We start from the raw sequence: 25380 nt of genomic DNA, 5'->3' as shown, positions 1-25380 counted from the left end.
TCCACCATATTTTCCATAATTCAATTAATAGGGCTTGTCTTGAAACCGGAGGGAGCAGTAGCACCCATTTCAATTCGAAATCATTAGACAGTTCTCTTTTTTAAAAATTTGCGTAACATCGGAATACGTTTGAAGATATGGCCAATAGATAGTACGCTCGTTACAATCCCTATCTTATAATGCCATAATCCTATATTGGAGTTCGCCCCGTCCATACAGAGCAAAACGATACCCGTGACCGTAACAAATACAAACAGCACGGATAAACATAACGTAACCCTGCTTTTCTTTCCTACTCCTTTATTCACAATTCCCTTGTACCAATTCCAGTGTGTTGTTATATGGCATATTCCAAAAATAAAAAACAAAAGACTCATCACTACATGAAAAACGGCCCAATTATGCCATATTTCATGGTTGTTTCCATGACCGGCAACGTGCAGTTCTATTCCGGTATACAAGGAAAAGATAAACGAGGGAATTAATAACCAGTCTATTAAAAAAATATTCTTTATCATGTTTCTGTTTTTATGTAGACGGGGCCAAGTTCGCCATTTTATCAGAAACGATACGATAACAATTGTAAAGAAATGGCATTAACGCCTATTCCTAATTCGGGACAAGGACACGGGGGTAATTCCAAGATAAGATGCTATATAATGCTGCGGAATTCGCTGTATGATGTGGGGACATTCTTTCAATAATTCCTTATATCGTTGTGCCGGAGTGCTCTTTATTCGAGAAAGGAATAATCGTTGATAAACATGAAAACGATCTATGAGTTTCTCTTCATACACTTTTCTTAACAAGGGAATCTGCTCGACAAGAGTGTAAAAATGCTCCTTTTTTACAGAGAAGACCTCGGATGGCTCTATACTTTCCAATGAAAAAAGACTCGGTTGACTTTTGTACAGGCTATCAAACGAAGCCACAAAGTCGCCCTCAAAAAAAAATTGAAAGGTAACATCTTTCTCCTCGTTGCAGAAAAAAAGGCGCAAGCAGCCTTTTCTAATCAAATACAACGTGTCGGCTATCTTACCTTCATTTAGCAATATTGTTTTTGAAGGAAGAGATAATCCATTGACATTCTTACAAAAATGCTCTAAAATACAACATTCTTTCGAAGACAATTTTTCTACCAAAGAGCCAAATAAGTTGCTTGAACAGTCGTTTATCATATTTGCAAATATAAAAAAAGTATGTATGGTATACCTTTATGAATGGGCTCTTTTTTATATCTCTCGGGAACGGTTTCCGGAAATTAAAACAAACCTCGAGAATCTTCCTAAAGATCAAATAAATTATTCAAAACCATACTATCCCGTTTTCATTACCACGATATTGCAAGATCAATATTAAAAACAGAAAAAAACTATATCATTCCTTTCAGATTAAAATGTAAAAAATATCTTCTTTATTTGGTGTTGTTAAATCTGTATTCAAACGAAAGTGAAAAATAAGAGGAGAATTTTAGTTTAACAAACTTTCAGATGATTCGGCATGTATCAAAACAATCTGCCCTATCCTTTTCATCGACACGACAGTCTGTTTCGTAGTGACCGATGAAATTGGTTATTCAATCCGTAAAATTGATATCAACGGAATGAGAACTCTTCTGTAATTTTGTAATAGATAAACTGGTAAATCGACAGATAAGCAAAGTGAGTTATTGAACGGAAGGGGGAGAAATAACCCTAACGCATTCATTATAAAAGAATAGAATCAATAAATAACGACAATAAGACATGGAAACAGTAAAATTACACAATGGCGTTGAAATGCCGATACTTGGTTACGGTGTTTACCAGGTAACACCCGAAGAGTGCGAACGTTGCGTAACCGATGCCTTGCGTGTCGGTTATCGCTTGATCGACACGGCACAAGCCTATTTCAACGAACAGCAGGTAGGCGATGCCATCCGGAAGAGCGGAATCGCCCGTGGAGAAATCTTTCTTACCACCAAGATATGGATTACCAATGGCGGCGAAAAAAAAGCGATGAAATCCATTAACGAATCCCTGCTTAAATTACAGACCGATTACGTGGATCTTTTACTCATCCACCAACCGTTCGGCGATTATTACGGAACCTATCGCGCGATGGAGGCTGCTTATAACGACGGAAAAACACGTGCCATCGGCGTGAGTAATTTCTATCCCGATCGCTTTATCGACCTCGCGGAACACGTGAAAATCAAACCGATGGTCAATCAGGTGGAAACTCATGTGTTCAACCAGCAGTTCAAGGCTCAGGAAATCATGGAGAAATACGGAACTCGAATCATGTCGTGGGGACCTTTTGCCGAGGGCCGAAACAATATGTTCCACGACCCTACGCTGATGAAAATCGGTAACGAATACGGTAAAACCGCCGCACAGGTTGCTCTGCGTTATCTGATTCAACGGGGCGTAATCGTGATTCCCAAATCCACCCGTATGGAGCGGATGCGTCAGAATATGGAAGTGTTCGATTTCACGCTCGCCGATGACGACATGTCGGCAATCGCCGCTTTGGACGAAGGCAAAACCCTCTTCTTCTCGCATTACGATCCGGAGTTCGTCAATTTTTTACTGACTTTAAAAGCAGATTGATTTTATGAAAAAGATAATTTTTATATTCATTGCGATGCTTACGACATTTACCAACATTACACTTATGGCTCAGAATAAAATAACCCAAACTGCCGGACGCACCGTTCTCGGTGAGTTCGCCCCAAAATTTGCGGCACTCAATGACGATGTTCTTTTCGGCGAAGCCGTCTGGAACGATTCCACGCTCAGTCTTCACGACCACAGCATGATTACCATCTCTATCCTCCTCGGCAAAGGAGTGATCGATTCCTCTTTCCGTTCGCATCTGGAGATGGGCAAAAAACATGGCATCACCCGCCGTGAGATTGCCGCGTTGTTGACACAAGCAGCCTTTTATGCCGGCTGGCCCAACGCATGGGCAGGGTTCTGCATGGCTAAGGAGGTTTGGGCGGACGAGGATGCGGTAACGGAGAAAGAACGTTTCCAGCAGGAGATGATTTTCCCTATCGGCGAACCGAACACGGCATATGCCGAATATTTCGTTGGCAACAGTTACCTCGCCCGTGTATCGAATTCGCAGATTCCGTTCGCTAACGTGACATTCGAACCGCATTGCCGTAACAACTGGCACATCCACCGGGCAACGAAAGGCGGCGGTCAGATGCTCGTCGGCATGGCCGGATGCGGCTGGTATCAGGAAGAGGGTAATCCCGCACAAAAGATCCTGCCCGGCACGGTCATTCATATTCCCGCCGGCGTAAAGCATTGGCACGGTGCGGCAGCCGACAGTTGGTTCGCACACCTCGCCTTCGAGATACCCGGAGAAAATACCTCCAACGAGTGGCTCGAACCGGTGACGGACGAAGAATATGACAAATTAAAGTAAGGACATATAAGAGATTATGATTTCGGTGGTCTCGGAATGCAAGAGGTACTTGTTATCGCTTCGGTCGTACTGCTGTTTTTCGTCGGTAAAAAGATTCCCGAACTCATGAAAGGTATCGGGAAAGGTGTACGCTCTTTCAAGGAGGGAGAGAATGAATAGTATCGAGAACAAAATCGAATAACCGGAAATCGTATCGGAACGAGTTGAGATGCCGGAACAGTTAACCAGGGATGATTCTCGGGGTTTAAAATAATCTTTGAGAACCGTCCCCTTTGTTTCCTATATTACGTTTTACAACCCGATTCAACACGCGTGTTTCCACTCCGTACAGTTTTAGCAATCAACTATTTTCAGAATATCAACACCTCCGGGGCCAGCCTGAGGGGCAAAATCAAGTACCCATTTAATATTGGAATTTTATTTATCAATTAATCTCGTTTCTCAATCGATACTCGTTTATAGTTTTACGATAATAGGCTAATCCGATTATATCAGCCAAGAACCAGCCGATAGGAATAGCCCACCAGATTCCCACGACACCGATAGACGGAATATTTGCCAACACGTAAGCCAAAATAACACGAGTTCCCAGAGAAATGACCGTCAATACCACGGACATCGCCGGTTTTCGGACTGCACGGTAAAAACCGTACAACAGGAAAAGACAACCTATCCCGCAATAAAATACCCCCTCTACACGAAGATACTGCACTCCGATAGAGATGATTTCCGTTTCATCTGGTCGTACAAAAATCAGCATCAACGGACGGGCAAACAAAAACACGAGAACGGAAATAATAACACAAAAAACGGTAGTAGTCATAATAGCACTACGAATCCCACGGCGAATACGGTCTGTCTGTTTAGCTCCGAAATTTTGAGCAATAAAAGTTGAGAAAGCGTTACCAAAATCCTGTACTGGCATGTAAGCAAACGAATCGATCTTAACCGCAGCAGCAAAAGCTGCCATTACAGCAGTACCAAAGCTGTTTATTAATCCCTGTATCATCAATATACCAAAATTCATAACGGATTGTTGAGCACATGTCAGCATAGAATAAGAAGTAATCTCTCTTATAGTAGGCCAATCTAAATGCATATCCGTACGTCGTATTCTAAGTTCCGGAAATCGTTGAACAGCATAAATACACAATCCGATAGCCGATACAGCCTGAGAAATAACCGTGGCAACACCGGCTCCCATAACTCCCCAGTCAAAAACGAGGATAAACAGGAGATCGAAGACAATATTTAATACTACCGCTATGGCTAAGAACCATAAAGGAACGATGGAATTCCCGATCGCACGTAATAGCGATGCATAGAAATTATAAACAAAAGTGAAACCTATTCCCCAAAAGATAACCCATAAATAATCATACATCAGGTCATACAACTCTTCGGGCACTTGCAGTACACCGATAATCTGATCAATCCATGTAAAAACAGCTATATTAAGCACAACCGTTACCAAACTGATCAATACTAATGAAACATAAATACTCCGTCTTAAGGCTACACCGTCTTTTGCTCCATACCGGAGAGAGAATATAGCCCCACTCCCCATGCATAAACCGAGAAGCACAGAAGTAAGAAAAATCATCAGCGTATAAGCCGAACCGACTGCAGCTAACGCATCCGCACCCAAGTATCGTCCAACAATCAACGTGTCAGCCACATTATAAAACTGCTGTAACAGATTTCCTACTATCATGGGAACCGCAAACAAAAGCATCGTCCGGCTGATAGGTCCTACCGTCAAATCAATGGATTTCGTCATTAAAATCAGGTCTTGTTTTTACCGGCGCAAAGGTACATAAATAAACGATAAAGCATCTCCTCCCCTTACGCTCTCCCCTTCCTCGACGAATCAGTCTTATTTTTCTATCACCAATTGCCTAATCATCGAATTCACCAATCCCTTGTTCAATCAATAGTAAAACACACCTTATTAATTATAACAACCCCTCAATGATTTCAATTCTACTTTAGTTCAATTAATAGATAAGTTAGCAACCTTCAACACGATAAATAAAAATATTTCAATTCCACTTTAGTTCAATTAATAGCGGTTCTAACGAAATGTGAGAAACATATAAACGCTATTTCAATTCTACTTTAGTTCAATTAATAGGAGGTTCTCGTTATACTGAGATACTTCGTGCGCATTTATTTCAATTCTACTTTAGTTCAATTAATAGTGGTGTCCGGTGGACTTGCTCTTGCTGGTTCCGCTCTATTTCAATTCTACTTTAGTTCAATTAATAGAAAGCTAAGTCACATGAAATTATTAATGAAACCCTATTTCAATTCTACTTTAGTTCAATTAATAGTTACTTATGCTTTCTTTAAGTGTAATCCGCATATTTATTTCAATTCTACTTTAGTTCAATTAATAGGCGATGAATTATGAGTATACGAAAAATCTCGAACATATTTCAATTCTACTTTAGTTCAATTAATAGTTTCCGTGTTTCTTCTGGTGGTCTTACTTCTGCTACATTTCAATTCTACTTTAGTTCAATTAATAGTTGTGACTGGTATGTTTGAGACTACTCAACAAAATATTTCAATTCTACTTTAGTTCAATTAATAGGTATTCAAAATAGAAGAAAAAGACCTAGATGTAACAATTTCAATTCTACTTTAGTTCAATTAATAGAGTTCTACGCTTCCAGATTCGCTTTTAAATATGTTATTTCAATTCTACTTTAGTTCAATTAATAGAATAAGTATAATACTCCTTCGAATCAGCGTGCCTTATATTTCAATTCTACTTTAGTTCAATTAATAGTTACTTATGCTTTCTTTAAGTGTAACCCTCATATCTATTTCAATTCTACTTTAGTTCAATTAATAGAGCCTGTCCGAGTTAAAGAAAAAAAGGATATGTATAATTTCAATTCTACTTTAGTTCAATTAATAGAGTTTTAGAATGTGTTTTCATAGCAAAAAGTTTTATATTTCAATTCTACTTTAGTTCAATTAATAGAAACTCCCAACGAAGTAAATCCAGCGGATTAATATCATTTCAATTCTACTTTAGTTCAATTAATAGCCGTTATAAAATTAATTAAAACAGACAAAGAATCAAATAGTTATACTTTGTCAGTATCTTATTTTCTGAGGTATTTTTCAGTCGACCTCCAATTCGTTGATTTTACCGGGAGGTCGACGACTTCACCTAATCTACTTATTATCAATATGTCAAAGAACTTTAGGCTTCGTTCTTTATTCTCGAGTGTATCTTTTTCACCATTATATCAAAAGGTCGACATCATAAAAAATTAGAAATGCTGGCTCTTTCATCCCCGATGATCTCTTTCTGTAGCCATTTTTCATCCCGGCTTTTAAAGACGATTAAACTATCTTTATCATCCATAAGATTTTTAGCCTCTATATTTAATTGTTCACACCTCTATCCAATTATCTATATATTTATTCCTTCATTAACTCAAAATTATTTTTAATGAGCTCTTTAAATTCTTCTTTCGTTTTTTCCTCTAAAAAAGAAATATCAATAAATTCGAGCCATTTGGATAGAACCTTTTCAAACTTCTTAAAAATATTCCCAATGATTTTATTTTCCAATCCTGTTAATTTCATAGCCATTACAAAATCAGATTTACCTATTTTTCTCTTTTTTCCATTGAGAGTTAACGCTAATTCTTCGGAATCCAAAGGAAACACCAACTTAGTAGGCAATAGATCATAAGCTGGTGTCAGCACGTAATTATAAGGTTTTATGCTATATAAAGAAAAGTTTTTCAAATGCATATCTGAATTTCCCGTTATCCACGCAAAAAGCACTTCCTCCCAAAAGTTAATCACATCTAATTTAGGCGTAGCGGAATACTTGAGAATACATTTAGCTATCTGCTCATACGAACCCTTATATTTATATTCAGTAAGCTTTTCCGTTAGCTGACACATATCTTCCATCGCATACTTCTGCCCTCTTGCATTCCGGTCAATACGTTTTGTAATATAACATAATTCCCCATCTTTAAAACGGATCAAAGAATGAGGAACGACTCTAATTTTAGCAATTTCTGCTAAATGCATTGTTAAATCCTCTAACTCTGGCAATTGTTTATAATATCGACTCTGAGGCTTCAAGATATAGCATCCCCATAAGCCGACGATAGTAAACCTTTTAGAAACTCCCTCTGCTTTTTCAATATTTAAAGAGAGTTTAGGCTGTACTCCCGTAAGTGTAGTTTGACTCCTCACGACCTTTTTAGCAAGTTTCACTAAATCTTTCTTGTTATAAGGAAGAATAGGAGGTTCTTTCGAACCATATATTTTTTTAGAACATTGAGAATGATAATCCATCATTTGGTTATCCAACTCCCGATAACAGTATAAACATCTCTTCATTAATTACCCTCCTCTCTTTTAGCGACAACACTCACATTTCCGATACAATCCTTACAGCAAGCCAAAAGAAGTGCCATGCGGTCACGGCTATTAATTTTCCAACTCTCTTCTGCGATAGCTAATAACCAACCTTCAGGAATTAATCCGTCAAAAAATGGAAATAGTACAGAACTCCTATAAGGTGTCGAGACAATAGGAAGAGTTAAACTAACAGGTTGTGAATCATGTTCCGAGACATATTCATCCATATAAGTGAATGTGAACCCATTCTCATCTTCAATCAAAATCCCGGCTAATTGATTGCCAACATAGATCTCAGCTTTTTTCATAACTTATCTCTTTTGGCCGGTACAACACCTACTTCACTTCCGAACAAAATAAGAACCTGATTTACTTTATCTAATCGAAGTGTTTCTTTTCCTTGTTCCAACTCACGAACAAAGCGCAGACCGACACCTGCTTTCTCAGATAAATCCACTTGCGTAAGCCCTGTCTCTTTACGCATTTGCTTTACATATCCCGCTATAGTTTGGTTTTTCATATTATACCCGTTTAGGTACAAATATAGCAATTATATTCATATTATACCTCATGGGGTATAAAACTATTAATCTAAAACTTCTTTACACCCCAAAGGGTATAAAATAAAAAATCTCAATTCTACTTTAGTTCAATTAATAGCGAACGTAAAGAGGTAGAGATAATTAAAGACTTTATTTAAATTCTACTTTAGTTCAATTAATAGCTGTTTCTCCTGATTCTTCCGGTAATGCGAAAATTATTTAAATTCTACTTTAGTTCAATTAATAGTGAAGAATATCTTGCTGCCCAAATAGATTACACCTATTTAAATTCTACTTTAGTTCAATTAATAGCCTTACGATCAGATACAGATTCAACAATTTGAACGAATTTAAATTCTACTTTAGTTCAATTAATAGTAAAATTTGGCATATCGGCGCTGATGGGAATAATTAATTTAAATTCTACTTTAGTTCAATTAATAGAAAAGCGAAAACGGAGAGGATCAATGAATGCAGACTCATTTAAATTCTACTTTAGTTCAATTAATAGAAGCAATATAGCGAGGAACATAACCAAGCAAAAACTATTTAAATTCTACTTTAGTTCAATTAATAGTGTTAAAGATGGAGAGTGATATGAAAGATCAACCAAATTTAAATTCTACTTTAGTTCAATTAATAGTTATTATCAACAATACAAATATACGAAATAAATCAAAATTTAAATTCTACTTTAGTTCAATTAATAGCTTTTGTTTTGCAGTCTCCTGATCCTATTCCTTCTCATTTAAATTCTACTTTAGTTCAATTAATAGAGCCTGTCCGAGTTAAAGAAAAAAAGGATATGTATAATTTAAATTCTACTTTAGTTCAATTAATAGCAGCCTTACGAACAAGACAAGAAGGACACTTACCACAATTTAAATTCTACTTTAGTTCAATTAATAGTTGCCCTTATACTTGTTAATAATTTCAATCGCCTCATTTAAATTCTACTTTAGTTCAATTAATAGTCGTTTGCTTGCATTTTTTGCTACTCATGCTGCTCCATTTAAATTCTACTTTAGTTCAATTAATAGTAGGTATAACCGGCGATGATTTAATTATAGCTGATCCATTTAAATTCTACTTTAGTTCAATTAATAGTATGCCACCACACTCCTATTACGAGGTATTCACTACATTTAAATTCTACTTTAGTTCAATTAATAGCCTTTTGTTATCTTCTTCTAATTTCTCTACATATTTATTTAAATTCTACTTTAGTTCAATTAATAGTAATTTATTAATTTACAATTATAATTTTAGATATAATTTAAATTCTACTTTAGTTCAATTAATAGTTATTTTCATCTCGTTGGCTTAAAAAGAAGTAGTTAATTTAAATTCTACTTTAGTTCAATTAATAGATCAATCGCTCGCCGATTGTCTTTTCGATTCCTTTCATTTAAATTCTACTTTAGTTCAATTAATAGTATCATGCTGTTCCTCTTATGGATTATATTCCTTCATTTAAATTCTACTTTAGTTCAATTAATAGTTTTACTCCCGCTACTTTTCCTGTTCAATGGTATTCATTTAAATTCTACTTTAGTTCAATTAATAGTGTTCAGGCTACTTCTATTACAGAGTCTCGTCCTATCTATTTAAATTCTACTTTAGTTCAATTAATAGCTTGCTATGAAAGAACGAAGCTTGTCACGCTTACCCATTTAAATTCTACTTTAGTTCAATTAATAGTGATGAGAAAGTATTTACATGTATTGTATCTGAGTAATTTAAATTCTACTTTAGTTCAATTAATAGCCTGATCCTATTCCTTCTCGGGATGGTATGTTTACCGATTTAAATTCTACTTTAGTTCAATTAATAGTAGAACTTCCCGGAGGGATAGAAGATTGATTATACCATTTAAATTCTACTTTAGTTCAATTAATAGCTTGCTATGAAAGAACGAAGCTTGTCACGCTTACCCATTTAAATTCTACTTTAGTTCAATTAATAGTCGTGAGGTAATTGATTATTCTTTTTCTTGTGATTAATTTAAATTCTACTTTAGTTCAATTAATAGCCTGAACTATAGTCGGATTCGTACAAATCCGACTAATTTAAATTCTACTTTAGTTCAATTAATAGGCAAGTAAACGATCCTGAGTAACAATAAAAAGCTCTTATTTAAATTCTACTTTAGTTCAATTAATAGCATTCTTACTAGAACAAATAGAAGCATCAAAGACATAATTTAAATTCTACTTTAGTTCAATTAATAGACCTCTTCCATGTTTTCGCATCTTTGTGCTATTGCCATTTAAATTCTACTTTAGTTCAATTAATAGTCGTTATAAATTTAAACAAAATCGACAAAGAATCAAATAGTTATACTTTGTCGATAGACCATTCTTTGAGATATTTTTCAGTCGACCTCCAATTCGTAGATTTTACCGGGAGGTCGACTACTTTATCTAATTCGTTTATTATCAATATTTCAAAGAGCGTTTTATGTTAATATGCATTTACGGAACCCTCTTTTTAATCGTTAAAACAAGAGGTCGACTTCATAAAAAATTAGAAATGCTGGCTTTTTCATCCCCGATGATCTCCTTTTGTAGCCATTTTTCATCCCGACTTTTGAAGATAATCAAACTATCTTTATCCTCCATAAGATTTTTAGCTTCTGCATTTAATTGTTTCAACTGCACTTCGGATATTTCTCCTTCAAAGACACTATTCTGAATCCAAGAAAGATAGCGACGACATAATTTCAACATCTTAGAGGTTCGCTTTTGATCCACGTCGTAAACCAATATCACATACATTTACCACCACATTTTTAAAGGTTTATACTCTTCTATATTCAATAAATGCTTTGTCAATTTATAACACTCTAACTTGATCAGGTGTTTATAGCTTACATGTCGACCCAACATTTTATGTTTAATCGTCTCTTTTACTTTGTTTTCCCATTCTTGAGAAACTTTTTTCATAGAGGAAGGCTTTAAAAGACAACCATTTAATTTCTGATCAAAATCAGATTTCTGAATTTGTTTACGATTAAACATCGAAAAAATCAACCGATCGGCCAATATAGGTTTAAAAATCTCTGCCAAATCCAATGCTAACGAATAACGCCTTTCTCCCGGCTCATGCAAAAAACTAATTGTTGGATTCAACTGCGTATGATAAATAGCATCCAGGCAAACAGAATAACACATACTATTAGCAAAAGAAATCATAGCGTTCACTTCATTCGAAGGAGGCATCTTACTCCTGTTACCCATAACGAAGCCATCGATAATAATATCGAAAGCCTCATAATAAGTTTGTCGGATATTACCTTCGATTCCCATTAATTCAGGTATTTCTATTGCAGTTTCAATTAAAGGAATATAATTTTCGATCCTGTTTATTTGTGACAAAGTATCTTTGGCTCGATTGTTATAATATTTCAGATTTTTCAACATATTAAAAGCCGCTCCCTGAATAAATCGCCGGGCAATGGCCATTCGTTTATCTTTACGAATATAATGTTTCATCTGTGCAATTTGCATCCTACCGGATAACAAATAATCTTTAGGCATAAAAGAACCAGTATAGTGTTCATAATAATCAAAAAAATGAACCGCTATTTGATTCTTACCCAAAAAATTATACATGGCACTATTCGCATCTAAACTGCCGAATACAAATAAATTATCGACTGTTTCGACAGGGATATAACGAGGTTGCCCTTCTCTCCCCTCCTCATCTACAGGCGTAAATTTTAACGTATTGTCCTTTCGAATCAAGCGTCCCGGATTAAACAAATAATATGTTCTTTTCATATATCTTCTTTTTCCATTATAACCTAACAGCTTATCTTATATTTCTTCTTCTCCGGCATAACAAAACTCATAATATGAACATGAGCCACATTTACATTTAGGTATTCTTTCCGGACAATTTTCCGATTCTATTATTTTAAGAATCTCCACTTCTATTTCCCGCAATCTTTCCCGGTCGCCCTCTTCCAATTCAACCCTCAACGTTTCCCGCAGCAATGGATATTCCAACAGGCCAATAACCCCTTCGATCCCTTCTTTCTCAAAAAGATTGATGTAATACTTTACCTGCCAGATATGGGCTTCTTCTTTTGCCGAAGATTTTTTTATTTCATGAATAACTCTATCACGAGGATCATAAAAATCAATAACCGAACCTCCAATGCGAACCTCTTCGTAACGAGCAGCTCTATTTGAATAGGAGGTTTCATGTACTAATTTACCTTCAGTAACGATATCCGAAGTATGTTCCATATTTATCCCATTTGCAAAAAGCCAAAGTTTTCTCAAGCAAATATAATAATAGTTGACGTGAGTAGCTGTTATATACATAAATATTCGTTTTTACACTAATTGATCGTTTTTCTCTTACAAAAAACAGTCTATTTCGTCTTGCTCTATCTCATTTTTCAACAATCCTAATTCTTTAGAATATTTCCTATTTATCAAATAGGTATATTTATCATACATTTTTCCCGTTAGACCAGATGTAAACACAAATCTTTCACCGTATGCTTGTTGCTTTTTTAATAAACCGACAAAACTTCTCTCGTTTAGATTCACTAATAATCCCTCGGCTTTCACGAATTGATTCGCCTCCAAATACTCCTGATACGCTCTTCTTAAAGCAACTGGTAATACTTGTACTCCAGTAAATTGTTCATGAAATTGCTCCTCTCGTTCAGAAGAATATTTTAAAGGAGACAGTTCATGAAACACCGCATATTCTAATAAATTCATAGTCTGTTCGTATTCTTCTTTGGCTTCTTTATTCCAATCAGGATAAACAAAATTAATAGCATCCTGTAAATAAGTCTCTTTGATTACTCCCCCTTTTCGCTCTATTCTCATCAAAACTTCCAACGTTTTAAAAATTACGATTTCATCCCGATAAATATATTTATCAGTCTCATTTCTCTCTTCAAAAACACAGCAATCACATAAATCTTTTTCCCGTTTCCGGTTAACCCGTCCAAATCTCTGAATCAAGGCATCTAAAGGAGCTGGTTCTGTATAAATACAATCATAATCGATATCTAAACTTACTTCTATAGCCTGCGTCCCGACTAAAAGCTTTACATCACGATCTTTTAAAATTTTCTCTTTTGCAAAACGATCTTCTGCATTAAACGATCCATGTAATAATACTTTCTTTTGGGCATCCAAAGCATGATATATTTTTTGAGATTCAGCTATAGTATTACAAACAACTAATACCTTCCCGTCTTTATCCAATCTTCCCTGTATTTCATCCAACGCATCTTCCAATTTTCCTTTTCGTACGTGAATTCGATGCCGTGTAAATTTCTCATACAAATCTGTCGAAGCTTGTATATGGGTATAATCTCCCAGTACCTGCTCCAACTCCTTACACATGAATTGAGGCAATGTAGCCGTCATGATATGTACCCTTGCGTTCATATAACGAAGCATAAATTTCAATAATACGATAATTTGAGCAAAGATACGTGGATCATAAGCATGGATTTCATCAAAAATCAAATAACAGCCACTCCATTCAAACATCCCTTTTTCAAAGCTTTTTAATCCAAATAGATGCTTTAATAATTGAAACGGAGTCACAATTTTTAAAGGCATTTGTAAAGACTTGAAATCCTCCAATAACTGTTTCCTTTCTTCCCCAGATAATACATCATCTTCCTCTGACATCCGATACTCCAAGTACTGAGCTAATTTACCATGCAACATTCCAACCTTTTTTTCATCCTTACTCAGCTCTTTATCTAACCGCTCGTACATGGCATTAATCGAAGCCGTAAATGGCAAAATATAAAATACCCGTCCTTGTCCTCTTTCTTCCATTTGTTTTCGTAACCACAACAAAGCTGTTTCCGTTTTTCCGGATCCGGTCGGGGCATTCGTGATCACGTTACCAATAGTTTGGAAGGCCATCTGTTGGTGGAAATATAAAGGATAACGAAATAAAAAATCAAAATCTTCTGTTTTTAATTGTGCTAAAGTTTGCATTCCCGCAGAAGCCATATGATCACATTGCTTCATTCCCCCGACCAATAATAACCTGTCCATAAATGCCGAATCTATGATATTGGGGCTCTCTCGCATTAAACGACGAATACAGTTACTGATATCAAAATTTTCTACTTCATCGTTCCATGTCCCTATATAGGTAACTACAAGTTCTTTGACGATAGCATAATCGATTTTAGCACACTCCTGCATGAACTCGACTAATCCGTCTACGTATTCTTCCAACAGTTCATTCTCGTTTTCCGTCTTGTAATTCTTACTGATAAAATCGAATAACTCGTTCAATTGTTTATGATGTCCCGCAACAGCGTAGGACAATGCTTTTCTCTCCTCTTCTGTTATTTTAAGAGCATACAAAAAATACAGAGAAAACAACTCGTGTCTTTGTTGATGCCATTCGTGTTTCTTTATTTTTCGCAACAAACGCTGAAACTCAGGGTGAGCTTTGCCAAGATCGTGCATAACGACAGCTCTATACAGTTGTTTCCAAAAATGATCTCTGTCCGATACGGGCAAATTAGGAAAACAAAACCGCAATTGCCGATAAATATTCAAACAATCTTCAATATGTTGCTTTAAAGTAATTTCAGGTTCTGATTTTGCCAGAACCTGAAAATTAGTATCTATATTCATTTTTCAAAAATAAGCTGATGAAGATAGATATCTACCGGAGAATTATCTATGACATCCCTATATGCTTTTATGTTTGTTTTTCCGGTTTTTCCGAAACATGAAATGACAGAATAGGGCTCCGGACCTATATTTCTACGCGGAATCTCGTCGGTAAAATAATTAGATAATACCTGTATTACTCCCGGTAAAAAATTTCCTTTAAAAGGGACAAGCTGCCCTTTTATATGTTCAGCACCAACAATTTCTTGCAATTCAATCTCCTCGATCAATTCTACGCTGGCCAAATCGCTACTTCTTCCCAATACCAAAGGAAAATAGGGCTGTTTAAAGTACGTCACTAACGCAACATCACTTAAATAAACATACAACCGACAATCAAACAAGAATTCCCGCTTTATAACATTAGATTTTACTTCATTTTTAGGCGTTCCTTTGTCCGTTCTCTCGATCTGGTAGATCGTTTCTAAATCTACTTCTTTAGCTCCATATTCAAAATAATATCCTATCTCCAATTTTTCATGATTCAAATATTCTCCAGCACAAGCATTCATCAAGCCCAACACAGTACTTACAGGCGGGACTTCAAGCGTCGGCTGATACCCTGAAAGAATATTCGGATATCTGAAACTCGCTGTCCATGAACTAATCTTGATTCGGTATAATTTCATTCCTCCAATTGTTTTTTTATTTGTTCACAATAAGCATCAATCACCTCATTTACTGTTCCCAAAACAATCAAATCTTTATGTTTTTCGGCTAAAACATTTAAACTTTCATTTTCATCATCCCAAAAACCGCTTCGCTTTCCTATATATACTTTTCCTATAATAGTCTCCCGATAATCTTTAATAACCTCTTCTATACCATTTACATTTAACCTCGCAATGCCATCTCGAATTCCAGTCGTAGAAGCCACGTGAGAAAAAGGATGATTGCCCGTATTCGTGGTTGCCAAGATGATAAACTTTGGAGTTACGTCTCCCATATTATCCGTTTGCATAGCGCCTCCTGAAATATGTTTCAATGCCTTTATCGTATCGACAGCACGGCGGATTCTTTCCGAACCCTTCAATCGAATCAGTTTTTGATTACGGATAAAAGGATCTTCTATTTCTACTCCACCCTTCTCTATCGCTTCTTTCTTCAATGTATCGGACAGATTCATATAGCCGGTTTTATTATAATTGGAAAAAGTTCCGATCATACTTAAATCCAGACTAAACATTCCTTTCATCACGGCACTATATTCCTGTTTCGTATAGGGTACGGAATCGCCTTCCTGACGGGCCATACTCGACCAATTTTCGGCTAAAGAGACAGATGCGACAGATACAATAGCAGAATTTCTCAAAGGCGAAACACGTGTTACCGTGATATTTTCTTTTTTCTCTTTTCCCTTATTGTCCTTCACTATCTCCGTTGCGGCACGCATATACCCGAACACATCGTCGTCAGGATACGTAATAGGATCCGCATTCGTGTAAGCAACTTTAGAATTGCGAATTACCGGAGATAATACCCATCCGCAATTCTTTTGTAACGCTTCACGCCACCAATATCTCCAAGCTTGTCCGGAAACATAGACGTATGTTCTACCATTTTTTATGATCGTTTTCGTGGCAACACCGTTATCATTTAAAGTCGAAGTACTTTTCCCGGCATTATTCAATGCTACCACATCCACATCCAAAAGGACAAAACCCTGTGTTTTTAAATTTTTCATAGTCGCATGTTTATTCGTTTATATTATCGTCATCATCAATATCTTCTGCATTCAGATAAATGCCTTTTTCATGTAATCTTTGATAAATAGCAATCAAGAAAACATCCCTTACGTCTCTCCAATATACATCTTCCGGAAAAAGATAGAGACAATATTCTTCCACGGTGATAATCGGCGGATTTTTTAATTCCATATTCTTAGGGAGGACTTTATTTATTAAAAAACGACTTAAAGCCGAAGACGTTTTGGCATTCTTAATTTGTTGAATACACTTACCTATCCGATCTTTCCCTTCAATTTCGATCACAAAATCGGCTAATTGCAATAATTTTTTCTGTGCTTCTTGTTTCATATTTCTAATTAAGGTTAGGTATTTTTTTACGATCTCTATATTAAAATCGTGTTTTTCACTCCAATTTCTGATATAAGGTAAAATAGATTCTTCGTTTAACAGACACTCGTAAATCCGGTTAAACCACGTTCGATACTCAACGCAGTTTATATTTTCTATTTTATCCTTTTTTTCAAAATCAAAATTCCGGGTACTCTCGTTGTATTTCGCTCCTTTATACTCCGAATTCCGATAATACGCTTCAACAAATCGATTCCAATCTTCTTTATATTCTCCTCTTTGGGTAAAAGCATAAAAACTAAACAAAGTTGCAGGGACCGTGTATATTTTCACTTCCGGACTAGCCCCGAAATTGGTAAAATGATAAAGGAGCAAAGAATAATTCCTAATTTCATATTCTCGTTCACTATCTCCAAATACCTTATCAATAAAGCGAAAAAGTGCCGTTGTCGGAGCCCGGTATTTAGACTTTAAAATACCTTTCGAAGCATTAATTGCCAACGCATGCAAATTTTCGCTGCAATTAGTAGCAGCGAAAAATGCGGTCAATTTATTATCATTACTATGAATCAAAGCTATTCGTCCCTGCAATGACATGCAAGCCAAAGGAACAAAATGATTACGAATCAATACTTCCTTGGATACCATAATTCCAGCTTCGAACGTATTATGAAAATTGACAAATGTTCCCGAACCGGATAAAATGGAATTATCCCGACCAGCTGCGAATAATTCTGTTTTTTGTCCGGTTATTCGACAAATTCCTTTTCCTACAGTCCCTTTCCCTTCTATCAATTCCCGAAAGTACTTCATTGTCTCTTCTATCTTCCGGTCCGCTTTAAAAGCGGGTTGAGTAATTTTAGAATTCAGGAAAAAAGGATTTATTTTAGCCTCCCACCGATTGACATAAATCTTAGATACCTCTTCTATCAATTCCAAAATATCCTTATCCGGATATCTTTCGGCAAACTCCTCCAAGGCATATCCCCCCGCATCGACAAAAGGATCACCCGTCGGCTCTGTCAACCATCTATAATTTACATTTTCTATTTGCTGATTCATATAGCTCTAATTTTTTTTTGCAAAACTCTTTCCACAAATTCAGTTAATCTTTTACGATCGCCGACAAAACTATCACCAGATAATACACTACACTATCCATTCATATTTATTTAAATACATCCGAATTTTCACATATTAAATAGCAAACTTATTTCGCCCTTGAATATAATTACTATATCGACAATATCAAAAAAATTACATAATTTTTTAAAATAAAAGAGTAATATTCCTTTTACGTAAACCAAATCAGCATGAAGTATACTATTTACTATACAATACAAGATCATCAGATAGTATTTATACTATCCTTACACGACATTAAACATACAAACAAACCGTCATTATTTTAGCCAAATATTTACCCAAGAAAGATTTTAACACAATTGTGTTTTTTATTTATAGGGAAATATAAGGATCGAAATTTATTTTGAAGTCAATCATGTATCGATCGGCATATAATTAAAAAGCCCCGGCATTGAATTACCGGGGCTTCTTAATTTATTGCATTACTTACTGGGCCGTGAAAGTCAAATAAGTAAATGTATTGCCCGTTCGCAGGTACAAATACACGGTTCTATGATAACTATAATTTCTTATCTGATTTATAATCAGATATTTTACGACCTTTCCTTGTTCCTCTTCTTCATAAATGCTACAATCGAAATACTCTTCATTATCCGGGATGATATACTCGATATCCTTTAAGCGGGTAATGTCGATTTGCAACCGGTAATTATAAACGAAAGAACCGATATCCGTTCCGGGTTCTGGCAAAACATCATTGGATAATGTTACGGGAAGGTATTTCACTTTTATTCCCGTGTTATCTTCCATAGCCGATTCGATGTACATTTTATAATAGGTATCTTTTACCCTGAAGGCTTTATTTCCCGAAGGAAATTCCATTATCATATCCTGAGAATAGATCAAGTAGCCATGACTAACCGTGGCTGCGATTTCCGTGGCAGTAGCCAATACTTTTATATCGCTTACATGGCCTAAATTGGGCATTCTTCCTAAATCGGATATCCAAACCCCTCTTCCGGTAAGGTTATTCGATTTATTTAAGTAGACACCGGATTGACCGAGCATAACCTTTCCGTTATCTTCATTGAGCATATTCAACGTAATCGTACCCTCCGGCTCAACAATCGTTTTATCATCATCACTACAACTTACAAAACTACACACACTCAGGAATAACAAAAGCATTCCCCATAAATTTCTTTTCTCCATTTTTCAATTGACTTTAGTTTGACACACGATAATTTTACTTCGTTTCCAGCCTCAAAAATAGAGAAATATTAGACATTCGTTCCAATCTCTTCGATATTTAACAACAAAAATAAAGATTCCAGCAACGTAAAGATTGAGAATTTGGAGATTTAGGGATTGAATCATAAAATCGCCTAATCTCAGCATTCACCTAATTTAAAATTAAATGGATGGTAAAATTTATGATTTTGACAGCTCCTTTTCGAGGAAGGATTTTAGAACTTCAGCGTGATTGTGTTCTTTGTTCCGAGAAGCATACAAAAGGGTGACGACGGAATAGGATTTGATAGCCTCGACAAATTGGCGGGCCGCATCGGAATGTTCCAGTTCCTTCCCGTATGTAGAGGCAAAATCATTCCATCGGTTTTCAGGATCGACATGAAACCATTTGCGAAGGTCGGGTGACGGGGTGATCTCTTTGGCCCAGATATCGTAGTGAAAGTCTCCTTTTTTCATACCTCTCGGCCATAAACGATCCACAAAGACCCGTACTCCGTCTGTTTTTTCCGGATCGTCATACACTCTTTTCAATTGTATTTTCGTCATCTCTCTTCAGTTTTATCAGCTTCCCGTATATCCATTCATACCGGTTTATCCGGCCAAAAGTTACGTTTTTAACGAGTTTCCGGTCTATAAAAAAAGTCCGTGACAGCCTAAGGGTATCACGGACTTTCGTTTCGTCGATCGAAATCATTTCATCAATTTATCGTATGTACCATCGTGCAGAGCTTTAACAGCCGCATTCAGTGCCTTATTGTCCTCGTTGGTGATCATGTAGAGCTCATTCATGTCCCAGAGATCGCGGGCTATCAAAGCTTTAATAAATTGCTTCATCTCCGGAATAACGGGGGTGAGTAATTTCTGGTCTTTCTTTACTCCCTGTTTCTCTCCGTTAGCCACGATCTCGTTGATCATCGCCTCGGTCACGCAGAAGTTTTTCCGGAAATCTTCAAACTGAGGATACTGTTTTTTCAAACTCGCCCGGTTTTTATCCACGTAGTTCAAAATAAAATCGTTAATCACATTTTTGGCAATCAAGTGGTTGAAATAGGAGTAGTTGATTCCCGTATCGATCGGGACGAATAGATCGGGAATAATTCCACCGCCACCGTATACCAAACGATGTCTCTCTTTCGTGTAATACTTAGTAGAATCGGTCACCTGAATACTGTCCGCATTGACCAACTCTCCGCTATTGTAACGTTCGTACAACTCGGCCCGGTAATCTTTTCCTTTATAAGGTTTTTGGATACAGCGGCCGGAAGGTGTATAGTAATGAGACACGGTCAAACGCACCATAGAGCCGTCTGTCAGAGGAAATTGGCGTTGTACCAACCCCTTCCCGAAAGAACGACGCCCCACGATCAAACCGCGATCCCAATCCTGAACGGCTCCCGAAACGATTTCACTGGCAGAAGCCGAATTCCCATCCAGTAAAACAGCCACTCTTCCGTTTTGGAATAACCCGGCAGGCGTAGAATACTCATCCATACGTCCCGTGGCTTGCCCGTCGGTATAAACGATCAGTTTACGTCCGTCCAGCAAGTGATCGGCAATACCTATGGCCGCCCCCATGTATCCCCCGCCGTTTCCCTGCAAATCGATGATCAGGTCTTTCATTCCCTGAGCCTGCAACTTTTTCACGGCTTCCTCGAACTCTTCAACCGTGGTAGCCGCAAAACGGGCGATTTTTATATACCCGATGTTTTTGTCGATCATATAAGCCGCATCCACACTATGAATCGGTATTTTATCCCGGATAATATTAAAATCAAAACGTTCGTTACCTCGCAAGACGCCGACATTCACACGGGTTCCCTTCTCTCCCTTCAATCTCTTCCGGACCTCCGTGTTGGTCAATCCCACCCCGGCCACGTTTTGTCCATCGATCGCAACAATACGATCCCCGGCCATCATGCCCACCTTTTCGGCAGGTCCACCGGGTACAACGTCCACCACCATCAAAGTATCGCGCAAGATATTGAACTGTATACCGATACCGAAAAAACCGCCCTCCAAGGGTTCATTGGCCTCTTCCACCTCCTCGCGGGAGATGTAGACGGAATGAGGATCCAGATCCGCCAATACCTTTATGATAGCATCTTCCGTCAATTTGCCCAGGTTAACGGTATCCACGTATACCGCATCAATCATTTGCATCAATCGCTGGTACTTGATGGATTGCTCGCGAACGGCCCTTTCGTCCCGTTGTGCGTCTGCCCTTCCCCAGCTAAAACAGGCGATCACAATCAAAACCGCCGATAATAAACTTCTTCTCATATTGTATTATTTTAATTTCTCTTTCATCCTTCTACGTAAAGATTATGCAAATGTAACGAAGAGAAACTATTAATTCTATTAATATAGTCTTAAATCATTCTATTTCTCCAATTCGATCAACTCCAGATCGGATATATTTCCGGCTGCAATAACAAAACGAACAGCCGTACGTACCGTATGAAAACCGAATTTTCCAGCCGCTCCCGGATTAATATGCAAACAATCCAAATTTTTATCATATTTTACCTTCGCAATGTGCGAATGCCCGCATACGAACAGTTTAGGATGTTCCTGGTAGATAATTCCGGCTACCTTTTGTTCATAATGTCCCGGATAACCGCCGATATGGGTCATCAACACCTTCACTCCTTCACAATCGAACAATTGTCTTTCAGGAAACATTCGGCGCAATATCCCTCCGTCGATATTACCGTAAACGGCCCGTAAGGTAAAACGCCCGGAGAGCTCGTCCGTAACGGCTGTATCCCCGATATCCCCGCAATGCCAAACCTCATCGCAATCTTTAAAAAATTCCACGATCTTAGGGTCTAACCACCCGTGCGTATCCGATAACAAACCGATTTTCATAATCATTTATTTTTGTGTTACAATAGTTCCTCTTTCACTCGTGTTTTCCACCTGTATACAGGCCGGAACCTCCTGCTGCATCTCCTCCACGTGAGATATAAGGCCCACGATCCGGTTTTCATCCCGTAAAGCCTTCAGGGTGTCGAAGACGACAGACAACGACTCTTTGTCGAGGGAACCGAACCCCTCGTCTAAAAAGAAAAAGTTCTGCTTGCACCCCGACAGATGCCGGATGTTATCCGTCAAAGCCAAAGCTAAAGAGAGGGAAGCCTGAAAGATTTGCCCGCCGGAAAGAGTTCTCGCACTCCGGGTCCTTCCCTCGTTCATAAAGTCACGCACCAGAAAATCGTTATCTTCACTCAACTCCAATTTCAATCGTTGACGGGTCATCCGGAAAAAACGCTCGTTCGCCGCATTACATAAATTCTGCAAATAAATGGAAGAGACAAATTTGACAAAATCGTTTCCCCGGAAAAGTCCTTTCAACAGCTGGAGATTCTGAAGACGCTCTTCCAAAACGGTTAACTCTTTCCGGATCTCCAGCAGGGAGGCATAGCGCTTCTCCAAATCCGAAATATGATTGTCTAAAGCCCCTAATTCCGCTACCAACTCCCGTTCGCGGAATTGTTTTGCGGAAATTTCTTTTTGCAAGGTCATGTACTGATCCTCATCATAGACAACGTCTTTCAACAAGTTTTCCAATTCGATTCTCCGTAACCTTACCGCATGCAGTTGCTGATTATATCGATTTATTTTTTCGTGGGATTCTTGAATATGTATCTTTTTCTTTAATACCTCTTTCACGGGTTCTATACCGGAATAATCCGTACCCTTTAAAAGGGAACCCAATTGTTTTCTCACACTCTCCTCTTCCCTTCTTAACCGGATAAATTCCCGCTCTTTTTCCTCTATATTTCCTTCCAATTTACGATTTTCCAACTCCATTTCCCGTCGCTTTTCCACGGCCCCCGCGTAATCCTTTTCCAATTTCTCCAATTCCCTGTTTCCTTCCGTCAACACCTTGTTCAACTGCTCCAAACCGTAGGATTCATATCTTTCCGTATCGAGTCCTTCGATCTGTGCCGCCAATAACTCCACCTGCGCTCTTCTCTGTACCAACAACCGGTCGATCTCATCCAACCTGAGTCTGTATTTTTCCAAGTTTTCCCGTTGAAGCTCAATCTGCTCGCCGGTTCGAGCGATCCGGCCCTCCTGCCTTTCCCGCCGGACTTTCAACTCCGCCGCCCGTTTCATCTCCTCCTCGACCTTCTCCGGACACTCCGGGGAATAGGTTTTCCAGCCAAATAGATCCGAATGTTTTTTCATTGCCTCTTCTGTCTCTTTCATCGCAGCCTCCAGCTGATCTTCCCGTTCCCGACATACCCGGTAACGTTCATTCAGCAAGGTCAAACGGGAAATTAAAACCGAAAGCTCTTTCTCTTCGTTCTCCAACTGTACGATCAAATCGGTATTTTCCTTAACATCTCCCTCCACAGCTTCCGCGTGCAAAGGATAAGGATGCGACAAAGCACCGCATAAAGGGCAAGGAGTTCCTTCCGACAACTCCATGGCAAAAGTCGCCAAACATTCACGGGTTCCCAAACGCAACGCCTCTTTTCGCAAAAACTTCAACCGCTCGGCAACCGACTCCATCTGTTCTCTGCATGCCTTTAACCATACTTCTCCTTCTACCTTCTCCAAATGTTGTATAACCGTATACTTTTTCCGCAACGCGATATACTCCCCGATAAGTTCCTCTTTCTCATTTTCGATTTTCTTTTTTTCTTTCCCGTCTTTTTCCCGATCCGTCAACAAGTGTTGACGAACGGTAAACCACTCCCGGATATCTGACAAAACCCTCATATCGGGGATAACCCGTATCAACTCTTCCAACTCCTTCTTCTCCCGTTTCGACTCTTCCTGTCGTTTTTCAATCTCCTGACGGGTCTTTACGACTATCTCTTCGCCTTTTGCTTTCCGACCTTCCAAATCACGGCATTCTCTTTCTACTTCCAAGCGACGAATAAAGGCATCTACACGCTCCATTCGTTTCCTTATCTCCTCTTTTTCCCCGTATCTCTCCTGAAGAACTTCAAAATTTTTCATAAAGGAGAGTAAAATCTCTTTTTTCTCTTCCCCGATTTTCCGCAGGTTTTCCAAAGCCAATCTGACCTCTCCCGAACGATGTTGGAGATCTTCCAGGTTTCCTACCGGTTGTTGAAAATGCTGAAGACAAAACTCATATTCCGTCAGTTCGGCCTGCAACCGCTCCATTTCCGGTTGCATATCAACCAACTGCCGCTCCGTCTCTTTTTTCACGGCCAATTCGTCCAAAAGCAGTTTTGTCGTTTTCAGCTTCTCTTCCCGGGATAAAATCTCCCGTATCTCCCCTTTCAATCGTTCCTCCTCCGTTTTCAACTCTTCCCGTTTCTCCCGTTTTTCTTGTATCGTTTCCGGGGCGACCTCTCCCAATCCGACGATCCGGCCTCGAAAATCAGTCACTTGTTGCCGGGTTTCGGTCTCTAATGTCGTCACGCTTTCTGAAAGATCGTATTGACGCAGATCTCCGAAAAGTTCCATCATCATCTCCGTTCGCTCCTTGTCCCGCAACATCAGGAAATCCTGAAACTTTCCTTGCGGAATAATCACGACCCGTTTAAAATTCTGCACGGTCAACCCGATGACTCCGATCAATCCCTCCCGGGTAAACGGGTGCCACTCTCCTTTCTCTTCAAAATAGTAATTGAACTTCGGAGAAGAAACATCCGTAAAATTCTTCCGGTTACGTTTACTCTCCACGGAAGCCCGGTATCTTCTCCCTTCCCTTCCCGCAACAAACTCAAAATCCACGAAAAGCCGATCGGCCTGCAAATTCATCAGATTGTACTTCACCTCCGTATTCAAACGATCGATAGTTCCGTATAAGACATATATCATCGCTTCCAATATAGTCGACTTACCGCTTCCTACCGGACCGAATATACCGAACAGTTTAGCCCCGGTCAGTCGGGTAAAATCAATCGTTTGCCGCTCCCGGTACGAATAAATTCCTTCCAATGTCAGCTTTACGGGAATCATATAAATATAATTAATAGCACG

The 25380-nt window shown here is 38.2% G+C and carries 22 protein-coding genes and 2 CRISPR repeat arrays; of the genes, 3 read left to right on the top strand and 19 right to left on the bottom strand.

Going from position 1 to position 25380, the window contains the following annotated elements; genetic code table 11:
- Positions 1-83: 83 nt before the first annotated feature.
- Both BN3283_RS06335 and BN3283_RS06330 read right to left on the bottom strand, forming a co-directional pair.
- Positions 84-518, bottom strand: a complete 435-nt coding sequence (locus BN3283_RS06335; RefSeq protein WP_041504933.1) for a DUF4405 domain-containing protein — start codon at positions 516-518, stop codon at positions 84-86.
- A gap of 78 nt (positions 519-596) precedes the next feature.
- Positions 597-1178, bottom strand: coding sequence for a Crp/Fnr family transcriptional regulator (locus tag BN3283_RS06330; RefSeq protein WP_082032906.1), 582 nt, complete (start codon positions 1176-1178; stop codon positions 597-599).
- Between the two features lie 567 nt (positions 1179-1745).
- On the opposite strand from BN3283_RS06330, the gene BN3283_RS06325 reads away from it, so the two are divergent.
- From BN3283_RS06325 to BN3283_RS14190, 3 genes are read left to right on the top strand one after another with little or no spacing between them, the layout of a single operon-like run.
- Positions 1746-2591, top strand: a complete 846-nt coding sequence (locus tag BN3283_RS06325; protein ID WP_041503740.1) for an aldo/keto reductase — start codon at positions 1746-1748, stop codon at positions 2589-2591.
- Positions 2592-2595: 4 nt separating this feature from the next.
- On the top strand, positions 2596-3417 hold the full coding sequence (locus BN3283_RS06320; RefSeq protein WP_082667076.1) for a carboxymuconolactone decarboxylase family protein: 822 nt from the start codon (positions 2596-2598) through the stop codon (positions 3415-3417).
- A 6-nt stretch (positions 3418-3423) separates the two neighbouring features.
- Entirely contained in the window at positions 3424-3576 is a 153-nt protein-coding gene (locus BN3283_RS14190) for a twin-arginine translocase TatA/TatE family subunit (RefSeq protein ID WP_491044381.1), read from the top strand.
- Between the two features lie 265 nt (positions 3577-3841).
- Here the strand turns inward: BN3283_RS14190 and BN3283_RS06315 are convergent, their stop codons facing one another.
- From BN3283_RS06315 to BN3283_RS06230, 17 genes are all read right to left on the bottom strand, one after another.
- Positions 3842-5197, bottom strand: a complete 1356-nt coding sequence (locus tag BN3283_RS06315) for an MATE family efflux transporter (protein ID WP_041503741.1) — start codon at positions 5195-5197, stop codon at positions 3842-3844.
- A 193-nt stretch (positions 5198-5390) separates the two neighbouring features.
- A CRISPR array of direct repeats spans positions 5391-6475; the repeat unit is 31 nt; unit sequence TATTTCAATTCTACTTTAGTTCAATTAATAG.
- 219 nt (positions 6476-6694) lie between these two features.
- Positions 6695-6799, bottom strand: coding sequence for a CRISPR-associated endonuclease Cas2 (locus BN3283_RS06310; protein WP_181416477.1), 105 nt, complete (start codon positions 6797-6799; stop codon positions 6695-6697).
- Between the two features lie 56 nt (positions 6800-6855).
- The gene (locus tag BN3283_RS06305; protein WP_059026111.1) at positions 6856-7797 is read right to left on the bottom strand and encodes a HipA domain-containing protein; all 942 of its coding nucleotides are present in this window, start codon (positions 7795-7797) and stop codon (positions 6856-6858) included.
- Positions 7797-8126 (bottom strand): HipA N-terminal domain-containing protein, encoded by a 330-nt coding sequence (locus BN3283_RS06300; protein ID WP_041503743.1) that lies wholly within the window; start codon positions 8124-8126, stop codon positions 7797-7799. The genes BN3283_RS06305 and BN3283_RS06300 overlap by 1 nt, the downstream gene beginning before the upstream one ends.
- A complete protein-coding gene (locus BN3283_RS06295) occupies positions 8123-8338 on the bottom strand; it encodes a helix-turn-helix transcriptional regulator (RefSeq protein ID WP_041503744.1) in 216 nt (71 codons plus the stop codon). Before BN3283_RS06295 ends, BN3283_RS06300 begins: the two co-directional genes overlap by 4 nt.
- Positions 8339-8448: 110 nt before the next feature.
- A CRISPR array of direct repeats spans positions 8449-10657; the repeat unit is 30 nt; unit sequence ATTTAAATTCTACTTTAGTTCAATTAATAG.
- 219 nt (positions 10658-10876) lie between these two features.
- Positions 10877-11137, bottom strand: coding sequence for a CRISPR-associated endonuclease Cas2 (gene cas2, locus BN3283_RS06290; RefSeq protein ID WP_041503745.1), 261 nt, complete (start codon positions 11135-11137; stop codon positions 10877-10879).
- Entirely contained in the window at positions 11138-12142 is a 1005-nt protein-coding gene (gene cas1b, locus BN3283_RS06285) for a type I-B CRISPR-associated endonuclease Cas1b (protein ID WP_059026110.1), read from the bottom strand.
- Positions 12143-12178: 36 nt separating this feature from the next.
- Positions 12179-12691, bottom strand: a complete 513-nt coding sequence (cas4, locus tag BN3283_RS06280) for a CRISPR-associated protein Cas4 (RefSeq protein ID WP_059026109.1) — start codon at positions 12689-12691, stop codon at positions 12179-12181.
- 36 nt (positions 12692-12727) lie between these two features.
- Positions 12728-15001 carry a CRISPR-associated helicase/endonuclease Cas3 gene (locus tag BN3283_RS06275; protein ID WP_059026108.1) on the bottom strand — a complete coding sequence of 758 codons (2274 nt, stop codon included), beginning with the start codon at positions 14999-15001 and terminating at the stop codon, positions 12728-12730.
- Complete coding sequence (gene cas5b / locus BN3283_RS06270) at positions 14998-15669, bottom strand: type I-B CRISPR-associated protein Cas5b (RefSeq protein ID WP_041503748.1); 672 nt, start codon at positions 15667-15669, stop codon at positions 14998-15000. Before cas5b ends, BN3283_RS06275 begins: the two co-directional genes overlap by 4 nt.
- Complete coding sequence (cas7i, locus tag BN3283_RS06265; protein ID WP_059026107.1) at positions 15666-16724, bottom strand: type I-B CRISPR-associated protein Cas7/Cst2/DevR; 1059 nt, start codon at positions 16722-16724, stop codon at positions 15666-15668. Before cas7i ends, cas5b begins: the two co-directional genes overlap by 4 nt.
- A gap of 10 nt (positions 16725-16734) precedes the next feature.
- A complete protein-coding gene (gene cas8a1 / locus BN3283_RS06260) occupies positions 16735-18138 on the bottom strand; it encodes a type I-B CRISPR-associated protein Cas8b1/Cst1 (protein ID WP_059026106.1) in 1404 nt (467 codons plus the stop codon).
- Positions 18139-18648: 510 nt separating this feature from the next.
- Complete coding sequence (locus BN3283_RS06255) at positions 18649-19374, bottom strand: DUF5036 family protein (RefSeq protein ID WP_059026105.1); 726 nt, start codon at positions 19372-19374, stop codon at positions 18649-18651.
- Positions 19375-19593: 219 nt separating this feature from the next.
- Positions 19594-19959, bottom strand: a complete 366-nt coding sequence (locus BN3283_RS06250) for a DUF488 domain-containing protein (RefSeq protein ID WP_041503751.1) — start codon at positions 19957-19959, stop codon at positions 19594-19596.
- 144 nt (positions 19960-20103) lie between these two features.
- On the bottom strand, positions 20104-21693 hold the full coding sequence (locus BN3283_RS06240; protein ID WP_059026103.1) for a S41 family peptidase: 1590 nt from the start codon (positions 21691-21693) through the stop codon (positions 20104-20106).
- Positions 21694-21792: 99 nt separating this feature from the next.
- Positions 21793-22284 carry a metallophosphoesterase family protein gene (locus BN3283_RS06235; RefSeq protein WP_041504060.1) on the bottom strand — a complete coding sequence of 164 codons (492 nt, stop codon included), beginning with the start codon at positions 22282-22284 and terminating at the stop codon, positions 21793-21795.
- A 3-nt stretch (positions 22285-22287) separates the two neighbouring features.
- On the bottom strand, positions 22288-25359 hold the full coding sequence (locus BN3283_RS06230; protein WP_059026102.1) for an AAA family ATPase: 3072 nt from the start codon (positions 25357-25359) through the stop codon (positions 22288-22290).
- Between the last annotated feature and the right edge of the window lie 21 nt (positions 25360-25380).

Origin of the sequence: Gabonibacter massiliensis (genome assembly GCA_001487125.1) — a bacterium.
GTDB classification, from domain to species: domain Bacteria; phylum Bacteroidota; class Bacteroidia; order Bacteroidales; family Marinifilaceae; genus Gabonibacter; species Gabonibacter massiliensis.
The sequence above is the reverse complement of the archived record's forward strand: the minus strand, read 5'-3'. Positions and strand labels throughout refer to the sequence as shown.